This window comes from Wenzhouxiangella marina (assembly GCF_001187785.1).
Taxonomy (GTDB): Bacteria; Pseudomonadota; Gammaproteobacteria; order Xanthomonadales; family Wenzhouxiangellaceae; genus Wenzhouxiangella; species Wenzhouxiangella marina.
Window position 1 is genome coordinate 2,646,175 of sequence record NZ_CP012154.1, and the last position, 17,468, is coordinate 2,663,642.

Annotated in this window: 16 protein-coding genes and 1 other RNA gene; 6 read left to right on the top strand and 11 right to left on the bottom strand. The window is 66.5% G+C overall.

The window, feature by feature from the left end:
• Positions 1-64: 64 nt before the first annotated feature.
• The 3 genes from WM2015_RS11205 to WM2015_RS11215 all read right to left on the bottom strand — a co-directional run bounded on the left by WM2015_RS11205 (position 65) and on the right by WM2015_RS11215 (position 4,762).
• A complete protein-coding gene (locus tag WM2015_RS11205) occupies positions 65-3,145 on the bottom strand; it encodes an efflux RND transporter permease subunit (RefSeq protein ID WP_049726130.1) in 3,081 nt (1,026 codons plus the stop codon).
• Positions 3,146-3,159: 14 nt separating this feature from the next.
• A complete protein-coding gene (locus WM2015_RS11210) occupies positions 3,160-4,197 on the bottom strand; it encodes an efflux RND transporter periplasmic adaptor subunit (protein WP_049726131.1) in 1,038 nt (345 codons plus the stop codon).
• Positions 4,198-4,270: 73 nt separating this feature from the next.
• Complete coding sequence (locus WM2015_RS11215) at positions 4,271-4,762, bottom strand: GNAT family N-acetyltransferase (protein WP_049726132.1); 492 nt, start codon at positions 4,760-4,762, stop codon at positions 4,271-4,273.
• Between the two features lie 83 nt (positions 4,763-4,845).
• Here WM2015_RS11215 and WM2015_RS11220 point away from each other — a divergent pair, with 83 nt between their 5' ends.
• The 3 genes from WM2015_RS11220 (at position 4,846) to WM2015_RS11230 (ending at position 8,497) form a co-directional block, all read left to right on the top strand.
• Positions 4,846-5,058 carry a DUF2061 domain-containing protein gene (locus WM2015_RS11220; RefSeq protein ID WP_049726133.1) on the top strand — a complete coding sequence of 71 codons (213 nt, stop codon included), beginning with the start codon at positions 4,846-4,848 and terminating at the stop codon, positions 5,056-5,058.
• Between the two features lie 55 nt (positions 5,059-5,113).
• On the top strand, positions 5,114-5,809 hold the full coding sequence (locus WM2015_RS11225) for a cupredoxin domain-containing protein (RefSeq protein ID WP_049726134.1): 696 nt from the start codon (positions 5,114-5,116) through the stop codon (positions 5,807-5,809).
• A 69-nt stretch (positions 5,810-5,878) separates the two neighbouring features.
• Positions 5,879-8,497, top strand: a complete 2,619-nt coding sequence (locus WM2015_RS11230; RefSeq protein ID WP_049726135.1) for a protein kinase domain-containing protein — start codon at positions 5,879-5,881, stop codon at positions 8,495-8,497.
• Between the two features lie 28 nt (positions 8,498-8,525).
• Here the strand turns inward: WM2015_RS11230 and WM2015_RS11235 are convergent, their stop codons facing one another.
• From WM2015_RS11235 to prmB, 4 genes are all read right to left on the bottom strand, one after another.
• A complete protein-coding gene (locus tag WM2015_RS11235; protein WP_049726136.1) occupies positions 8,526-9,800 on the bottom strand; it encodes a hypothetical protein in 1,275 nt (424 codons plus the stop codon).
• A gap of 164 nt (positions 9,801-9,964) precedes the next feature.
• The gene (locus WM2015_RS11240; protein ID WP_049726137.1) at positions 9,965-10,909 is read right to left on the bottom strand and encodes an electron transfer flavoprotein subunit alpha/FixB family protein; all 945 of its coding nucleotides are present in this window, start codon (positions 10,907-10,909) and stop codon (positions 9,965-9,967) included.
• Positions 10,909-11,655: an electron transfer flavoprotein subunit beta/FixA family protein gene (locus WM2015_RS11245; RefSeq protein ID WP_049726138.1), complete on the bottom strand. Its 747-nt coding sequence runs from the start codon at positions 11,653-11,655 to the stop codon at positions 10,909-10,911. The genes WM2015_RS11240 and WM2015_RS11245 overlap by 1 nt, the downstream gene beginning before the upstream one ends.
• Positions 11,656-11,732: 77 nt before the next feature.
• Positions 11,733-12,659 (bottom strand): 50S ribosomal protein L3 N(5)-glutamine methyltransferase, encoded by a 927-nt coding sequence (gene prmB, locus WM2015_RS11250; protein ID WP_049726139.1) that lies wholly within the window; start codon positions 12,657-12,659, stop codon positions 11,733-11,735.
• A gap of 40 nt (positions 12,660-12,699) precedes the next feature.
• Between prmB and WM2015_RS11255 the strand changes: the two genes are divergently transcribed.
• Genes WM2015_RS11255 through WM2015_RS11265 form a run of 3 tightly spaced genes read left to right on the top strand, consistent with a single transcriptional unit; the run spans position 12,700 to position 14,911 of the window.
• Positions 12,700-13,344, top strand: coding sequence for an SCO family protein (locus WM2015_RS11255; protein ID WP_049726140.1), 645 nt, complete (start codon positions 12,700-12,702; stop codon positions 13,342-13,344).
• Complete coding sequence (gene asd / locus WM2015_RS11260) at positions 13,341-14,231, top strand: archaetidylserine decarboxylase (protein ID WP_211260925.1); 891 nt, start codon at positions 13,341-13,343, stop codon at positions 14,229-14,231. Before WM2015_RS11255 ends, asd begins: the two co-directional genes overlap by 4 nt.
• Positions 14,228-14,911, top strand: coding sequence for a hypothetical protein (locus WM2015_RS11265; protein WP_049726141.1), 684 nt, complete (start codon positions 14,228-14,230; stop codon positions 14,909-14,911). Before asd ends, WM2015_RS11265 begins: the two co-directional genes overlap by 4 nt.
• A gap of 33 nt (positions 14,912-14,944) precedes the next feature.
• Here WM2015_RS11265 and rnpB read toward each other — a convergent pair.
• The 4 genes from rnpB to rsmI all read right to left on the bottom strand — a co-directional run bounded on the left by rnpB (position 14,945) and on the right by rsmI (position 17,461).
• An RNA gene (gene rnpB, locus WM2015_RS15465) (RNase P RNA component class A) lies at positions 14,945-15,311 on the bottom strand.
• A gap of 25 nt (positions 15,312-15,336) precedes the next feature.
• On the bottom strand, positions 15,337-15,741 hold the full coding sequence (locus WM2015_RS11270) for a globin (RefSeq protein ID WP_049726142.1): 405 nt from the start codon (positions 15,739-15,741) through the stop codon (positions 15,337-15,339).
• A 149-nt stretch (positions 15,742-15,890) separates the two neighbouring features.
• Positions 15,891-16,577, bottom strand: coding sequence for a zinc metallopeptidase (locus tag WM2015_RS11275; RefSeq protein WP_049726143.1), 687 nt, complete (start codon positions 16,575-16,577; stop codon positions 15,891-15,893).
• A complete protein-coding gene (gene rsmI, locus WM2015_RS11280) occupies positions 16,574-17,461 on the bottom strand; it encodes a 16S rRNA (cytidine(1402)-2'-O)-methyltransferase (RefSeq protein ID WP_049726144.1) in 888 nt (295 codons plus the stop codon). Before rsmI ends, WM2015_RS11275 begins: the two co-directional genes overlap by 4 nt.
• Between the last annotated feature and the right edge of the window lie 7 nt (positions 17,462-17,468).

A 17,468-nucleotide genomic window follows, 5' to 3' on the forward strand; every position in this document is an offset into this window, starting at 1 on the left:
GGCTGGATCAGTCACCTGTACCTAAGGGAAGGCCTTCGAGGAAGGAGCGAGTGGATGACCCCGATCAGGGCTCGGCGATCACTCGACTGGAGTTGCGCATGAACATCCGATAGAGCACGGGGATCACGAACAGGGTCAGCAGGGCAGAGACGGTCAGCCCCCAGACCAGGGTCACGGCCACCGGCCCCCAGAGCAGGGAGCGGCCGCCCAGGCCGACCGCCAATGACATCAGGCCGGCGATGGTCGTGGCCGTGGTCATGAAGATCGGGATCACACGCCGGCGAGCGGCATAGATGGTGGCGTGCAGAGGCCGCATGCCCACCGCCAGGCGCTGGTTGGCCGCGTCGATCAGGACGATGGCCGCGTTCACGGCGATGCCCGCCAGGGCGATGATGCCGTAGAGAGTATAGAGGCTCAGAGGATTGCTCGAGACGAGCAGGCCGAAGACCACGCCGGTGAAGGCCATCGGCACGGTCAGCAGGATCAGCATGGGCTGGAAGTAGCTCTGGAACTGGGTCGCCAGAATCAGGTAGATCAGGCCCAGACCCAGCAGGAAGAGCACGGCCATGGAGTCCAGCGACTCGTTGATGTCGTCAAGCTCGCCGGTGAAATCGAGATTGGTGCCGGGGAACTCGGCGCGCACCTCTTCCCAGGCCGCCCGAATCCGTTCATTGACCTCCACGGTGTTGGTCAGTTCGGGGTCGATGTCGGCCTCGACCGTGACCGCCCGGCGCAGATTCCAGTGCCTGATATTGCCCGGCGCGCTGCCGGTCTCGGCCTCGACCAGGGCGCCCAGATGGGTCTGCTGACCGCCCGGCAGGACGACCGGATCATCGAGTACGCGGGCCGGGTCCTGCAGGGGGGCGCGATCGGCCTTGACCCGCAGCTCGAAGCGATCGCCCGCCTCGCGCGTGAAACCGACGACTTCGCCATCGACGTGCAGACGGAGCAGTCGGGCCAGCACGGTCGGCGGCAGACCGAGGCGTGCCAGGGCTTCGAGATCCGGATCGAGCACCAGCTCGGAGCGCCCCGGGGTCCGATCGTCACTGATGTCCCGCGTGCCCTCGATGTCGGCCACGATCCCGCGAACGCGCTCGACGGCGCGATTGAGCTCATCGAAATCGTCGGCCCTCACCTTGACGTTGACCGGCAGCTGCACCGGCGGCCCGCCCGAGAGCTGCAGGAAGGCGATGGACGCCTCGCCCGGCGTGGCCAGCACGTGCTCGCGCATGCCCTCGACGATCTGATCGACACGACGCCCGCCCTTGACCGAGTTCAGCGAGACCAGCACCTGCCCGAACTGATCGCCGAACAGGGGCTCGATGTCGGTGAACTGGATGCCGGCCAGGCTGACGACGGCGCGCGCTTCGCCGTCCTGCAGGCGCTCGCGGACGCGGGCTTCGACCTCCTCGACCTGCGCCAGCGTGTCCTCAAGGCTGGCGTTGCCCGGCATGTCGACCTGGACGTAGAACAGGCGGATCGGGTCCTGGGCGAAGAACTCCGTGCGAACCTTCCCCAAGCCCACCGCCAGCAGGGCCAGAACGAAGGCCAATCCGGCCAGGCCCATGTAGGGCAAGGGGCGACGCATGACGCGCACGAGCGCGCGCACGTAGCCACGCCGCACGCTGCGGTTGAAACGCACGCGCCAGTGCTTCGGGTCTTCCGCCATCGGCCGGGTCTGGCTGTGGACCATCTGGGTCGGAAGGATCCAGAAGGCCTGGATCAGGGAGATCAGCAGGCCGACGGTGACCACGAAGGGCACGACGAACATGAACTTGCCGACGATGCCGGGCAACAGCATCAAGGGCAGGAAGGCCGCGATGGTGGTGAGCACCGAGGCCGTCAGGGGCACACCCACCTCGCGCAGGGCGCTGACGGCCGCGCTCATGGGCGCTTCCTGCTGGCGCAGGCGATGCACCAGGGCCTCGACCATGACCACCGACACGTCCACCAGCATCCCCAGGACGATCACCACCCCCAGCAGCACGGTGATGTTCAGGGTGAATCCGAACGCCGCCAGCACCCCGAAGGTGCCCGCCACCGACACCAGCAGACCGCCGGCAACCAGCAAGGCGACCCGGGTGGCCAGGAACAGCCAGCAGACCGCGAGCACCAGCAGCAGGCCGACCACGGCATTGTTGCGCATCACGTCGATGGCTTCCCGCGTGGCGATGGTCTGATCATCGGCCAGCACCAGCTGATGCCCGCTCTCGGCCAGCACCGGATTGACCCGCTCGATGTAGTCGTTGATGTCGGCGATCAGGTCGAGGGTGTTCGAGCCGGCCCGCTTGTTGATCGACAGCATGATCGCCGGTCGCCCCTGCCAGCTGACCCGCTCCTCGGGAATGCTGTGGCCGATCCGAAGCCGCGCGACTTCGTCCAGACCCACGACCCCGCCATCGGGCGCGGTGAGCTTGAAGTCGGCCAGGCGTTCCGGGTCGATGAAGCGCCCCTCCGATCGCACCAGCCACTGTCCGCTGTCGGTCCGCAGCTTGCCGGCGAACACGTCCTGGTAGTTGGCAGCGGCCGCATCGGCCAGCTGTGCCGCGTTCAGACCGCGATTGGCCAGGGCGCTGGGATCGAACAGGATCTGCAGCTCGGGATCGTCCAGGGCCTGGGCCAGGATCGAATCGGAGGCCGGCAGGCGCTCCAGGTCCTGGCGCGTCCGTCGGGCCAGCTCGCGCAGCGCCTCGTCCTGGGCCTGACCGACGACCAGCACGATCGCGGTCGGAAAGCCGTTCGACGAGGTAACTTCGAGGATGTTCGGATCGCGGGCTTCCGGCGGCAGTTCATCGTTGACGATGGCCTGGACCTCGCGGCGCAGATCGGCCACGCGCCGATCGAAGTCGCGCTCGGAGATCTCCTGGAAACGGATCAGGATGTTCGAGGCGTTCTCGCGGCTGGTCGAGACCACGAAGCGCACGTCGCGAAGGCGGCCGATCGCCTCCTCCAGGGGATCGGTGACCAGACGCTCGACATCCTCCGCCGACGCGCCGGGGAGAATCGTGGTCATGTTGATCCAGTTGAAGTTGATCTCCGGGTCCCGCTCCCTGGGCATCAGCAGGAACGACGCCAGGCCCATGACCAGCACCACCGCCATGGTGACGTTGGCCAGCGGATGGTTGGCGTAGACGCGCTGAAGCATGAAGACCTGCCGGATCAGGGCAAGCTGGCGTCAGCCGACTCGAGCCGGACCGGGTCGCCCGGCTGCAGGCGCTCGCGACCTCGGTCGATCAGACGCAGGTCGGGGTCCAGCTCGATCTGCAGCCCTCGCCCCGCATCGGCGCCGGGCAGGGCCAGCCAGGCCGCGGACATGGGGCCACTGGCATCGCCGGTGGCAAGGACCAGCACGCCCAGCTCGTTCCCACGTCGCTGGATGAATCTCGCCGGCAGCACCGGCCGTGGATCCAGCCATTCGATCTCGCCCTCGCTACCGGGGGGCGCGCCCTCCCCCAGGAATTCCAGCCGGACCTCGCGCTGGCGGGCCCCCGGCGTGATGATCGGCGAGACGCGCAGCAAGCGCAGTGGGTGGCGTTCCGAACCGATCAGCAGCTCAGGGTCGCTGGCCTGGCGCAGGCCCTCGACCTGGTCGACGGCCAGACCCGCGACCACTTCACGCGCGTCCGTGGCGACGATTTCGAGCAAGGGCGTGGCGGGTGCGGCCAGGGCGCCCACGCCGATCAGGCGCGCCGCGATGACCGCCTCGTAGGGGCTGGTCACGGTCGTGCGCCCGAGCATCAGCTCGGCCCTGGCCAGGTCGACCTCGGCGGCGGCTCGCTCGGCCTGCGCCTGGCGCAGCCGCGTTTCGGCTTCGAGCAGCTGATCGTCGGACACGAAACGCTCGGGCGCCAGACGCCTCGCGCGCTCGGCACGCAGCTGCGCCATGTCCAGGGCCGCGCTGGCCAGATCCAGACGGGCGCGCGCGGCATCGCGCTGCAGCTCGTAGTCGGCCCTATCGAGCTGCAACAGCAATGCACCTCGATCGACGCGCTCACCGACGCGCACCGGAATATCGATGACCCTGGCGGTCAGTTCCGAGGCCAGCACGGCACGATCGAGACTCTCGACGCGCGCGCTCGCCTGACGGACCTGATTGACCGCGATGTCGGCAAATCGAACGACGCTGACGGGCTCGGCCGCATGGACCGAGGCCATCAGAAAAGCGGACAGAACGATCGGGATGCGAAACAACGCCATACTGAAAACCTCCACGGGCCGTCAGTTTACTCGCATCGATCCCACCTCGCCGGGCTGCAACAGCGGTCCGGCATCAAGCCGGGCCCACCAGACGTTCCAGCGCCTGGCGATCGAGGCGAAACACGGTCCATTCGTCCATCGGCTTCGCGCCGAGGGCGCGATAGAAGTCGATCGCCGGCTGATTCCAGTCCAGCACACTCCACTCCATCCGCCCGTAATCGCGCGCATGGGCAATGGAGGCCAGGTGCAACAGGAGCGCCTTGCCCAGGCCCTTGCCACGTTCGACTTCGCGTACGAACAGGTCTTCGAGGTACAGACCCGGCCGACCGGTCCAGGTCGAATAGTTGGTGAAGAACAGGGCGAAACCCAGAGCCTGGCCGGAGCGCTCGGCCAGCACGGCCTCGGCCGTGGGTGAATCGGCGAACAAGGCCCGGTGCAGGTCCTGCGGCGTGGCGTCGACCTGATCCGGGGCGCGCTCGTAGTCGGCCAACTCGCGCACCAGCTCGAGCAGAGTGTGTTCATCACCCGGACGCGCGGGTCGAATGGTCCAATCCATAGCTGTCATTGATCGATTCCATTGAAAAGAATGTGTTGACGCTCAAACAATAACGATTATCATTCAGTGAAACGCTGTCGGAGATTCCAGCCATGCAAGCCAGCCGGAAAACCATCACATTCGCCATCCTACACATGAGCGTCGCCTTCAGCGTGGTCTATCTGCTGACCGGAAGCTGGGCCCTCGGCGGCGCCATCGCCCTGATCGAGCCAGCGATCAACACGGTGGCCTACTTCGTCCACGAGAAACTGTGGGAGCGCTTCGGCACCCGGGGCAAGCTGCCGATGGAGTCGCTCGGAGCCTGAACTGCCAGTGAGCCTGAACTGCTAGGATGACGGCTTTCGCCTCAGGCTGCCGTCCATGCGCTCTCGTCGATCCTTCCGTTCCGTGCCGGACTTCCGGGCACTGGCCCTGCTGGTGATGGGCCTGCTGTCGTGCAGTGGCGCGCTGGCGGCCTCCCTGGCCGGGTCGGTCGAGCTTCTGGATGCCGATGGGGAGCGCATCGACGATGCGAGCGAACTCCTGGCGACGGTCGTGTACTTCACCCCGAACGACCCGGCCCTGCGCGCCGTGAGCCCGGGACAGGCCCTCCTGACCACCGAGCGGCGCCAGTTCGTCCCGCGCGTCCTGGTGATCGAGACCGGCACGACCGTGCGCTTCCCGAACAGCGACCCGATCCTGCACAACGTGTTCTCTTCCTCGCCCGGCAACCGCTTCGATCTGGGTCTGTACGGGCGCAGCGACGGCGAGACCCATCGCTTCGATACCCCTGGACTGGTGCGGGTGTTCTGCAACGTGCATTCCTCCATGTCCGCCCACATCGTCGTGGTCGACACGCCGCATCACCTGCGGCCGGACGGCAACGGGCGATTTCGCTTCGACGATCTGCCGTCGGGCCCCGGCCGCTTGACGGTCTGGCACGAGCGCTCGGAACCGCTTCTGCTCGACATCGATCTCGATCAGGCAAGCGTCGAGCTGGAACCGATCCAGCTCCAGCTGACCGTTCGCCAGATCGAGCCACAGCGCCAGCGTCTGCGTCGCCGCGGCAGGTACTGACCTCAAGCTTCGGCTCGGCCCTTCGCGGACTTTGCGCTAGACTTAGCGCAGCCTATCGTCGAGAAACTCATGCGTTCACTGGCATCGCGCATCGCCATCGTCTCCGTGGTCCTCGTTGCGCTGGCCGTCGTGCTGGCCATCGGCGGCGCCACCATCCTGGCCCAGCGAGTGGCCGATTCGGCGGTCAGCGACTCCTTGTCCGCCAGCCAATCGGTCCAGCGTTACCTGCAGCAGACCACGGCCCGCGAGGTCGCGTTGACCACGGACCTGGTCGCGGCCGATCCGCACTTCACGGCCTATCTGGTCGAAGCCATCCGCGGCGGCCTGAGCAGCGGCAGCGGCATCGACACCCGTTCCCTGCTCGATCAGGTCGATGCCCGTCGTGCCGAGATGGGCTTCGACTTCGCCATGCTGCTGGATGAAAACGGCGAGGTTCTCGTTCGCACCGATCGCCCGCTGCGGGGCAGCGAATCACGCGCCGATCATCCGATGGTGGCCCAGGTCCTCGACGACCTGATCCCGGAGTACGGCCCCTGGCAGGAGGGTGATCAGCTCTACAACGCGGCCGTCGTTCCGGTCACCACGGCCTTCGAACTGATCGGCTTCCTGGTCACGGGGATGGTGATCGACACCAATGTCGCCAACCAGATCAAGCAGGTCACCGGGGTCGATCTGGCGGTCATGAGCCTGGATCAGGGCAGGCTGCACCCCGTCGCCAGCACCCTGAACAATCAGCGGACCGAAGCCCTCGTCGCGCTGCTGGGCGATGGGGCCGGCGCCCCGCTCCGCAACGGCCAGGCCATCGAACGCCTGGACGTGGATTTCGACCAGGAGCAATGGGTGGCCCGAGCCGAGCCGATCGAGGATGGCGCCGGACAGTTGCTGGGCGCGGTCATCACGATCGACTCGCTGGATGCCCGCCTGGCCGGTCATCGCAGCGTCCGCAACGCCCTGATCGGAGCCGGCGTGGCCGCCGTGCTGATCGCCCTGCTGCTGTCGGTCCTGATTGCACGACGCATCGCCGGCCCGGTCCGCCGGTTGGCCGAGGTCGCCGATCTGGCGGCCGAAGGCGACTACGACCAGGACATCGACGTCTCCGGCCGGGATGAAGTCGCCACGCTGGGACGAGCGATCAGCCGCCTGCTGGCCGACCTGCGCGAACAGAAGGAGATCGCCGGCTACGTCACCGAACTCTCTCGCCACCTCGAGCACAGCGAGCAGCAGCCGCCGGCCGATTCGAACCCGGAGCCCGAATCGGAGGCGCCGAGCCAGGGCGATGCCATCGTGCTCGCGATGGAGTGGCGAGAGGGCGCTGACACCAGCGAGTGCAGTCCCATCGATGGATTGCGAGGCTCGGTGGACCTTCTCGGCGAACTGGCCCGACGCCATCGTGCCCGGATCGTCCCCGGCGGCGGCGCCCGGCTCTATCTGGTCTTCGATCAGGGGGATCCGGCCAGCCTGATCCATTGTCTGACCGAACTGGGACAGGGCCTGAACACCCTTCCATCCGCACCATCGATGGCCCTGGCCAGCGGCGAGTTGATGCGGTCGGGGCTGAGTCTGGGTCAACAACGCTCGAGCGTCATCACCGGCAAGCCGGTGTTTCATTGCGAGCGCCTGCTGCGCGAGGCGGGCCCCGGTCGCATGCTGCTGTCGCCGCCGGCCTTCAAACTGCTGCGCGCGAGCCTGGAAGCGGCCGGCGCAAGGCTCGATCTGACCCGCGGCCAGAGCAGCGAAAAGCGCTTCTACCAGATCGCCGACTGGCCGACCGATGACGATCCCGATGCCACCCTGCCTGGCTCGGGGCCGGCGCTCGCCAGCAGCGGTGGGCCAGCGATCCGGCCCGGCCAGGTGCTGGGGGATCGCTACGAAATCCTCGAGCAGCTGGGCGCCGGCGCCATGGGCACGGTGTACAAGGCGCGCGACCGCAAGCTCGACGATGTCGTGGCCCTGAAGATGCTTTCCCCCGCCCTGGCCGCCGACCCGGCCAATCTGGAGCGGATGAAAGCCGAAATCCGCCTGGCACGACGGATCACCCATCCCAGCGTGCTGCGCACGCATGATCTCTGGGAGCTCGACGGGCAGCCGGTCATCTCGATGGAATACGTCCGCGGGATCGCCCTGAACCAGCTGCTCGAGCGTTCCGGGCGGCTGAAGCTGGCGGCCGGACTGCGCGTCTGTTCACAGGTGCTGCAGGGCCTGGAGGCCGCGCATCAGGCCGGCGTGCTGCACCGCGACATCAAACCCGCCAACATCATCCTCGATCAGAGCGGCAATGCCCGGCTGATGGATTTCGGCATCGCCCGCCAGGTCAGCGCCGCCTCGACCAATCTGACCCAGCCCGGCACCATCGTCGGCACCGCCAACTACCTCGCCCCGGAAGCCGCGCTCGGCAAGGAGGTCGATGAACGCAGCGACCTGTATGCGATGGGCGTGATGATGTTCGAAGTCTTCACGGGCCGCTTGCCCTTCACCGGTGAGACGGCGATGGAAGTCTGCATGGCGCACATCAAGGACGCGCCGCCGGAACCCCATGAGCTCTGGCCCGACATTCCTGACGCCCTGGAGCGGATCATTCTGACCTGCATGGCCAAGGAACCGGCACAGCGCTATGCCAGCGCCGAAGCCCTGCTCCGACAGCTGATGATGATGCGCCGCCAGTCCGCCGCGGCCAGCGGCGACCGCTGAGACCCGTCGGAGCCAGGCCCGAGCGGGTTCAGAACAGCCAGCGCCACTCCAGCATCAGGCGCATGCCGCCGGCATCCGGGGACGCTCCGGAGGCCAGCGCAACGGGACGATTCGCATCCAGCCAGGACCATTCGACGCCCAGGCGGGAACGTTGACCGACGGCGCGAATCCAGGCCAGGGTCCAGGCCTGGCCGCGATCGTCGAAGATGCCCCAGGAGGCGCGATCGATCTGGTCACTGACGCCGAAGCGATCGTGCCGCAGGGACCATCGCCCCAGATCGTTCAGCCAGGATCCCATCAGATAGACGGCGTCGAAGTCCGCGTCCACCCAGGGCTGGCCAGGAAAATTCATGCGCGTGCGCCCACGCGTCGCTTCGGCGATCAGTTCGAAGCGCTCGCTGAGCTGCCAGAACGCGCCCAGCAGCAGGAATTGAGTGCGCCAGGCGTACTCGTCCTCGTACAGGCGCCGGTCGCCACGATTGTCGACCCAGGCCAGCTGGACATTGAACGCTCCGGGCTGGTCCAGGCGCGCCCGCAGGGCCCAGCCGGGCCGGTCGTCGAAGTCCTCACCGAAGGCCGTGGTCCGGAACGCGCGCTGGTTCTGCCCGAAGGCCCCGTCGCTCTCCAGCGAAAACACCGGGGGCAGGGCCAGGTCCTCGCCCAGCACACTCAATCGGTCGTGCATCGTCCAGCCACGCCAGACCAGCAGGGTTCCGAGCGTGTCATTGCCGCCGAAGACCGTCGCACCCAGCGACCACTCCCTTCCCGAATCGAGAAAGAAGCGCTGCTCGGCATCCAGGCCGATCGGCCGGAACTCTTCGGCGAACCAGCTGTTGATGGCCGAGTAGTTGAGGGTGTAGGGCGAGCCCCAGAGCGGATCGACGTTTTCCTGGGAGCTGGGATAGAAGAACAGGCCGCCACGGACCATCAGCTCGGAACGGTCGCTGGTCGCTCGTTGATAGCCGAGCCAGGCCTCGGTCAGGCCGACGGCCGGACCGGGCACCTCGTCCTCCTCGAGCCGAGCCAGGGCGTGGACCCGGCCGCGCCAGCTGCCGGTCGAGTTCCAATCGAAACCGAACTGGCCCTCTGCGCGCCCCCAGAAGTCACGGTCCTCCGGTCCATCGGCGCCCCCGTCGAAGCGTCCGAAGCCGCCCTGCGGCCAGCCATTCGGTCCTTCGATGCCCCCGCCCCGCAGAGCGAGAAAGCCGTTCCATTCAATCGATTCATTCTCGGACTGGGCGCTGGCCGAAGGCACCAGTCCAGGCAAGGTGAACAGCAAGACGGTCAGGAGCAAGGCGCGCATCAGGATTCTCCAGGGAAGCCAGCCAGGGTTGGAGAGAGTCTAGCGTACCCGCCTGTCGATCGTCGGGAGGCTCGATGTCCGACCAGATCGACATCCGCCAAAAGGAAAAACCTCCGCACGGTCACCCATGCGGAGGTCTTTCGAGTGCGGAACCCAGCCAGTGCTTACTGGCTGATCGCCTTCTCGAGCTGGGGCACGATTTCGAACAGATCGCCGACCAGGCCGATGTCGGCGACTTCGAAGATCGGCGCCTCGGCGTCCTTGTTGATCGCCACGATCGTGCCGGCGTCCTTGATGCCGGTCAGGTGCTGGATGGCACCCGAAATACCGATCGCGAAATACAGGTCCGGCGCGATGATCTTGCCTGTCTGCCCGACCTGGAGTTCGTTGGGCACGTAGCCGGCATCGACCGCCGCACGCGAGGCGCCCACGGCGGCGCCCAGGGACTTGGCCAGACTGTAGATGATCGCGAAGTTCTCCGAGGAACCCAGCGCCCGCCCGCCGGACACCACGACCGGCGCCGAGGCCAGGTCCGGACCGTCACCTTCCGAGCCTTCCACCTTGACGAAGCGCGTGTGGCCCGGATTGGCAGCCTGCGCTTCACGGGACTCGATCGTGGCCGAGCCGCCTTCGGCAGCGGCGGCGTAGGACGCCGTGCGCACGGTCGCGACGACCTTGCAGCTCTCGGGCACCTTGACGGTCACGATGGCGTTGCCCGCGTAGATCGGACGCTTGAAGCTGCGCGCGTCGATGACTTCCATGATGTCGGAGACCTGATTGACGCCCATCAGCGCGGCCGCGCGCGGCAGCAGGTCCTTTCCGAAGGTGGTCGACGGTGCCAGCACGTGCGAATACTCGTTGGCCATGGCCACGATTTCGGGCGCGATGCGGGCGGCCAGCGGATGGGCGAAGTCTTCGCCCTCCACGGTCAGCACGCGGCTCACGCCTTCCAGGGCGGCCGCCTGGCGAGCCACCTCGGCGGCACTGGCGGCGAACACCACCACGTCGATGTCGGCGATACCCATCTGCCGGGCACCGGTCAGGGTCTTGGCCGTGGCAGGATCGAGTCGCTGCCCGTCATGTTCGGCAATGATCAGGATTCTGGACATTACAGCAGCCCCTTGTTCTTGAGTTCGGTAACCAGCGCGTCCACGCTGTCGACTTTTCTGCCGCCGCTGCGCTTGGGCGGCGGTTCCCAGGCCGTGGCCTCGATCTCGACGGCAGGCTCGACGCCGAGCTCGTCCAGGCTCAAGGTTTCGAGCGGCTTGCGCTTGGCCTTCATGATGTCCGGCAGCTTGACGAAACGCGGCTCGTTCAGGCGCAGATCCGAGGTCATCACTGCCGGCAGATCGACTTCGATCGTTTCCAGACCGGCATCGACTTCACGAGCCACGGTGGCCGTGCTGCCTTCGATCTCGACCTTGGAGGCGAAGGTGGCCTGCGGCCGATCCCAGAGGGCCGCCAGCATCTGACCGGTCTGGTTGCAGTCGTCATCGATGGCCTGCTTGCCGAGGAACACGATCTGCGGGGATTCGCGATCGGCCAGGGCCTTGAACACGCGGGCCGCGGTCAGCGGCTGGACTGCCGCATCGGTGGAGACCTGGATGGCGCGATCGGCGCCCATGGCCAGGGCGGTGCGCAGCTGCTGCTGCACTTCGTCACCGCCGATCGAGGCCACGATCACTTCCTCGGCCTGCCCACGCTCGCGGATCCGCAAGGCTTCCTCCAGCGCGATTTCGTCAAAGGGATTGATCGACATCTTGACGCCGTCGGTTTCGACCCCCGAGCCGTCGGATTTCACGCGAACACGCACGTTGTAGTCGACAACGCGCTTCACTGCGACCAGAATTTTCATCCAGCTTCCTCAGATTCAAATGTGATTCGACACAGCCCGCTATTGTAACGCCCGGGCGTGGTCGCGAGGTGGACTGCTCAGGCCGTCGAAACGCGCCCCCCGTCGAGCAGGAACTCGGCCGCCCGACGGCAGGCCTCGGCATCGAGGAGAAAGACCCCGTCTCCACCGTTGGCGAACTCCAGCCAGACCGGCTCGACCGCCGGCGCCAGCAGGGCCTGTAGCGCCTCGGCGGCCTCCCCTACTTCGCAGATCAGGATGCCGTGCTCGCTCAGATGCGCGGGCACCTGCGTCAGCAGCCTGCGTACCAGATCGAGACCGTCCTCCCCCGCTTCCAGACCGAGCCGGGGTTCATGCAGGAACTCCGCCGGCAGGGACTCCATGGAGGCGCTGGGTACGTAGGGCGGGTTGGCGAGAATCAGGTCGTAACGGGCCGCTCCGGCGGCAGAGAGCAGATCGGACTCGATCACGTGCACGCGGCCCTCGAGGCCATGTCGCCGAACATTGCGGCGCGCCAGCTCCAGGGCGGGAGGACTGATATCGAAAGCGTCCACCTCGCATTCCGGCCAGTGCCTGGCCAGAGCGATCGCGAGGCAGCCGGATCCGGTGCCGACGTCGGCGGCACGCGTGAGTTGTTCGGCGCTCAGCCAGGGCTCGAAGCCATCGAGGATCAACTCGGCGATCGGCGAACGTGGCACCAGCACGTCCGGGCTGACCTCGAACTCGAGGCCGGCCAGCCAGGCGGTCCCCAGCAGATACGCCAGTGGCATGCGCGACTCGATGCGACGCTCCAACAGGGCGTCGAGCGCGTCGATCTCGGAGGACTCGAGGCCGCGGGAAAACTCGGAGGCGTCGAAGTCCGGTGGCATCGCCAGGGCCGATGAGGCCAGCCAGCAGGCCTCGTCGAGGGCATTGTCCGTTCCATGCCCGAAGTACAGGCCCGCCATGTCCATGCGTTCGGCCGCCTCGCGAATCCAGTCTTCAAGGGTGGGGGTCGAGGCGCTCATGGACACACGGTGGCTGCTGGGGAGGGAATATAATAGTGGAATGAACAATCATGCATTTCCCAGCGTCCAGCGTGGACGCATCTTCCTGATGGTGATCGTGGCCATGCTGGCCGTCGCGGCGGGCCTGCTGACGGCCAATCGCATGATGCAGAAGACCGCAGAGTATCGAGCACTTCAGGCCTTTCCCGCGCCCAGAGCGGTCGCCGACTTCGCCCTCGAAACCGCCGACGGCGAGCCTTTCAGCATGGCCCAGCTTCGGGGTCACTGGAACCTGCTGTTCTTCGGTTTCACCAACTGCCCGGACGTCTGCCCGGACACGCTGGCCATGCTCGACCAGTCGATGGAGCAACTGGCGCTCATGCGGCGCGAGAACCTGCCGCAAGTTATCTTCGTGTCCGTCGATCCCGCTCGCGATCAGGGCGAGGCCCTGGGCGAGTACGTCAGCTGGTTCAACGAGGATTTCTTCGCCGTCACCGGCTCGGACCCGCAGCTGACGGCCCTGACCCGCCAGCTGGGCGTCGCCTACTTCCTCGACGAGCCCGATCCGGACACCGGTTTCTACAACGTGGACCACTCGGCGGCGGTCATGGTGGTGGATCCCGAAGGCCGCTTGTTCGGGCGCTTTCCGCACCCGCTGGATCCGGCCCTGGTCACCGCCGATCTGTTCCAGCTGACCCGATCGTGAGCCACCAAGCCGGCCTGGCCATACGGCTGCTGACCTGGCCGCAGTATCTGCTGCCGAAGAAGCTCCTGACCGCCCTGGCCTGGCGTCTGTCGGGCTGCCGCTGGCGCTGGTTCCACCAGCCCTTCATCCGCGTCTTCATGAGCTTGTTTCCTGTTCGTCTCGACGAGGCCGAACGGAGCGAGGTCAGCGACTACGATTGTTTCAACGACTTCTTCACCCGAGCGCTCAAGCCCGACGCCCGGCCCCTGCCGGATCCTTCGATCAAGCTGATCAGCCCCAGCGACGGCACCATCAGCCAGCTCGGCCACCTCGAGGCCGGCCGCCTGCTCCAGGCCAAGGGTCACGATTACAGCGCCGGCGAACTGCTCGGCGGCGAGGACTGGGCCGAAGATTTTCGGGACGGTCGCTTCATCACGATCTATCTGGCCCCCAGTGACTACCACCGGGTCCACGCACCCTGTCGCGGTCGCCTGACCGGCGAGCGTCGCATTCCGGGCGAACTGTTCAGCGTGTCCGCCGCGACCACCCTGGGCATCCCGAGACTGTTTGCCCGCAACGAACGCATGGTTGCCCGCTTCGAGACCGAGTTCGGGCCCGTCGCCGTGGTGATGGTGGCCGCAATGATGGTCGCCGGCATCGAAACGGTCTGGGGCGGTCCCGAGGATCGCCGGCCGGGTCGTGCCATCGACACGCGGCATCCGCAGGGCGTGGAACTCGACCGCGGCGACGAGCTGGGCCGCTTCCACTGGGGCTCGACCGTGATCGTACTGACCCCACCCGGCGCACCCGACTGGCGGGAATCACTGGCCCCCGGACGGCGCATTCGCCTCGGCCAGGCGCTGATCGATGGAACCTCCGGGACCCAAGCCCCCTCCAAGTCAGCATGAAGAAGACAATCCTGATGCTACTGGCCGGCCTGTTCAGCGCCAGCGCCTTCGCCCAGAGCCCCGAAGGCAGCGAGGCCGTCCAGCGCCTGCACCCTTCGCAGCTGGCCGCCGAATCCGACGTGGTCGTGCTGGCCCAGCTCGATCGCCTCGACTACCAGCGGCGGCGGGGCTTTCCGGTCTCCGGCAACGCATGGATCCGGGTCCTGGTGCCCTACAAACTGCCGCGGCCGATGGACCTCATCCGCATCGTCGAGGATGGCTTCGGGCCGGACCGCTGCTATTTTCCGGACGTGCCGCTCTGGCAGGAACTGCCACGCTATCTGATGTTCCTGAACGAAGTCGACAACCGCGATTTCGAAGGCAACCGCGGCGGCTGCATGCTCGAAGTCCTGGTCACCTCGGACAACCGCTACGCCGTGCGCTGGCCGCAGGACGGCCTGGTCCTCGACGAGGAGGAACTGGAACTGGTCGAAGAGCTCGACTTCATCGGACCCGGCGCGACGATCGATGTCACCGACACCACCTCGATCAGCCGGGCCGCATTGATCGAGGACTACTACATGGTCGATGACGGCGATTTCCGTTTCCGCTACACGCGGGGAATTCCGCTCGAGGTCTTCCGCTCGAGCATCATGGGTCGCGAGTCGCTGACCACGGACCGCCAGCAGCTGGGTCGCTGATCAGGCCATCGAAGGCCGGAGCGGAGAAAGTAAGGTGAGAGCCAGCCGATAAGCCGGGTTCTGTCGTTGGACAGTCATTCATCTGGGACGACTGTCACCAGTCGCCTCTAGCAGCCTACCCGGATGCAGCGCGGGCCACGCCATCGCATCCCTATTTGGCCTTGCTTCAGGTGGGGTTTACCCTGCCACGTCTGTTACCAGACGCGCGGTGCGCTCTTACCGCACCTTTTCACCCTTGCCTGATCTTCGTCGAAACGAAGCCATCGGCGGTATGTTCTCTGTGGCACTGGCCGTGAACCGTCCTGAAGACGGCCCCCCAGGCGTTACCTGGCACCCTGCCCTGTGAAGCCCGGACTTTCCTCCACGCAAAGACTTGCGCAGCGACTGTCTGGCTGGCTCTCGCCGCGTATTATGCCCGTGCCGACTCAGTAGTGTTCGGTGAAGTAATCGGTCGTGGCCCTCAGCGCCTTGTCCCAATCCGCCATCAGGGCATCGTTGATCCTGGGATCGAATTCGCGGACCGCTTGCAGCAGGCTTTCCCGCCAGTGCTTGTACAGGACCGGGTCCACCGGTGCACGACCCTTGCGGCTATGCACTTCGGCCATCTGGTCCATGGAGTTCTGCACGATATTGGAGCCGCCCGCAAAAGTCAGGGCGATACTGATTCCGCGCCGCAGCGCCTTGTTCTGGGCGGACCAGTTCGTCGCCTTGAACATGTCGGGGATGCGGGGATCGCGCTCGAGCAACAGCTCGTAGAAGCGAGTGATGAATCCGCGCTCGCGCAGGCAGCGCCCGTAACTTCCCTGAATCGCTTCGGTATTGAATGACATGATCAGGCGCCTCTCTCCGGGTGACATCAACGATTGCCGAATCTTATCGCGATCCCACTCGGCGAAGACGTGATCCAGATCAAGGGGAGCGAAATATCATGACGAATTCTCGAGCGGAAAGTCCGATGCTTCGACGGACGAATTCCGGTTCAACCCGGACGAAGAATCCGCAGCCACCACCAGAAATTGACCAGGCCGATCAACGAGGCCGCCACATAGGTCAGCGCCGCCGCGGTCAGGATACGGCGTGCATGGCGCCGATCGCCCGGCTTCAGGTAATCACCCTTGGTCAGCAGGGGCAGCGCGCGCCGAAAGCTGGCGTCGAACTCGGTCGGCAGGGTCACCAGGTGGACGATGATGCCCGAGGCCAGGCTCGCCACGCCCATGATCAGCAGAATCAGACCCGCCCGAGGCAGTCGAAGCGCCAGCATGGCGACGGGCATCAGGGCAATCATCAGCACGCCGATCCGCTGCCAGCGCGTCAGCACTTCGACCATTCGCGTCCGCCAGATCAAGGGCGCGTAGCCATCGGCATGCTGGACCGCATGGCCCACTTCGTGCGCGGCCACCGTCACCGCCGTCAGGGAGCGCCCGTCGTGATTGGCAGGGCTCAGGCGCACCACGCGCTCGGAGGGGTCGTAGTGATCCCCGAGCTCGTCGATGCGCTCGACGCGGACCTGATCCAGGCCCAGGCGATCGAGCAGGTGCCGGGCCAGCTCGGCACCCGTACCGGGATAGCGATCCGCAGGACGGTGATAGCGCTCCATGACCCGCTTGACCCACCACTGGGGCAGGAAGATCACACCCGCGATGATCGCCAGCAGCACGAAGATCATCGATCCGCCTCCTCCCCGGAACTCGGGCTCAGGGCCTCGATGCGGTCCCAGGCTTCGCGCCGCTTGAGCCCGCTCAGTCGCGCCAGGATGGCCGCCGCTCGCGACGGCGGCAGCGCCGCCGCCAGCTCGGCCGCCAGGGCCTCGACGCGAACCAACGGGGACGCGACTTCCGCTCCGGCCACCACGAGCACGGCCTCGCCCCGCTGTTGATTGGCATCGGCAGTCACGAACTCCGCCAGGTCTCCCATCGGCGCATGGCGAATGGTTTCGTGTCGTTTCGTCAGCTCCCGCGCCAGACAGGCCGGTCGATCCTCACCGAAGACTTCACAGCAATCCGCCAGGACCCGAGGCAGATCCCGCGCGGGCACATAGAACACCAGGGTCGCCGTCTGGCCGGTCAACTCGGACAGACGATTGCGCCTGGCCTGCGCCTTGGCCGGCAGGAAGCCCTCGAACCAGAAGCGGTCCGTGGGCAGGCCGGCGGCGGACAGGGCCGCAATGGCCGCGCAGGGCCCGGGCACGGGTGACACCCGCAATCCTCTGGCCTGCGCCGCGGCGACGAGACGATAGCCAGGGTCCGAAATCAGGGGCGTGCCCGCATCACTGACCAGGGCCACGCTCTGTCCATCGGCCAGCGCGGAGAGAATCTCCTCCACGCGCCCGCTCTCGTTGTGTTCATTGACGCTGAGCAGGCGAGCGCGCGCCGAGCGCCCCTCGAGCAGGCGGCGCGTCACGCGCGTATCCTCGGCCGCGATCAGATCGACCTGGGACAGCAGGGCGGCGGCGCGAGGCGACAGATCGGCCAGATGGCCGATCGGCGTCGCCAGAACGTAGAGGGTGCCGGCCTCGGCCTGACAGGCAGCGTCGGAATCGAGTGTCGTCATGACCGGA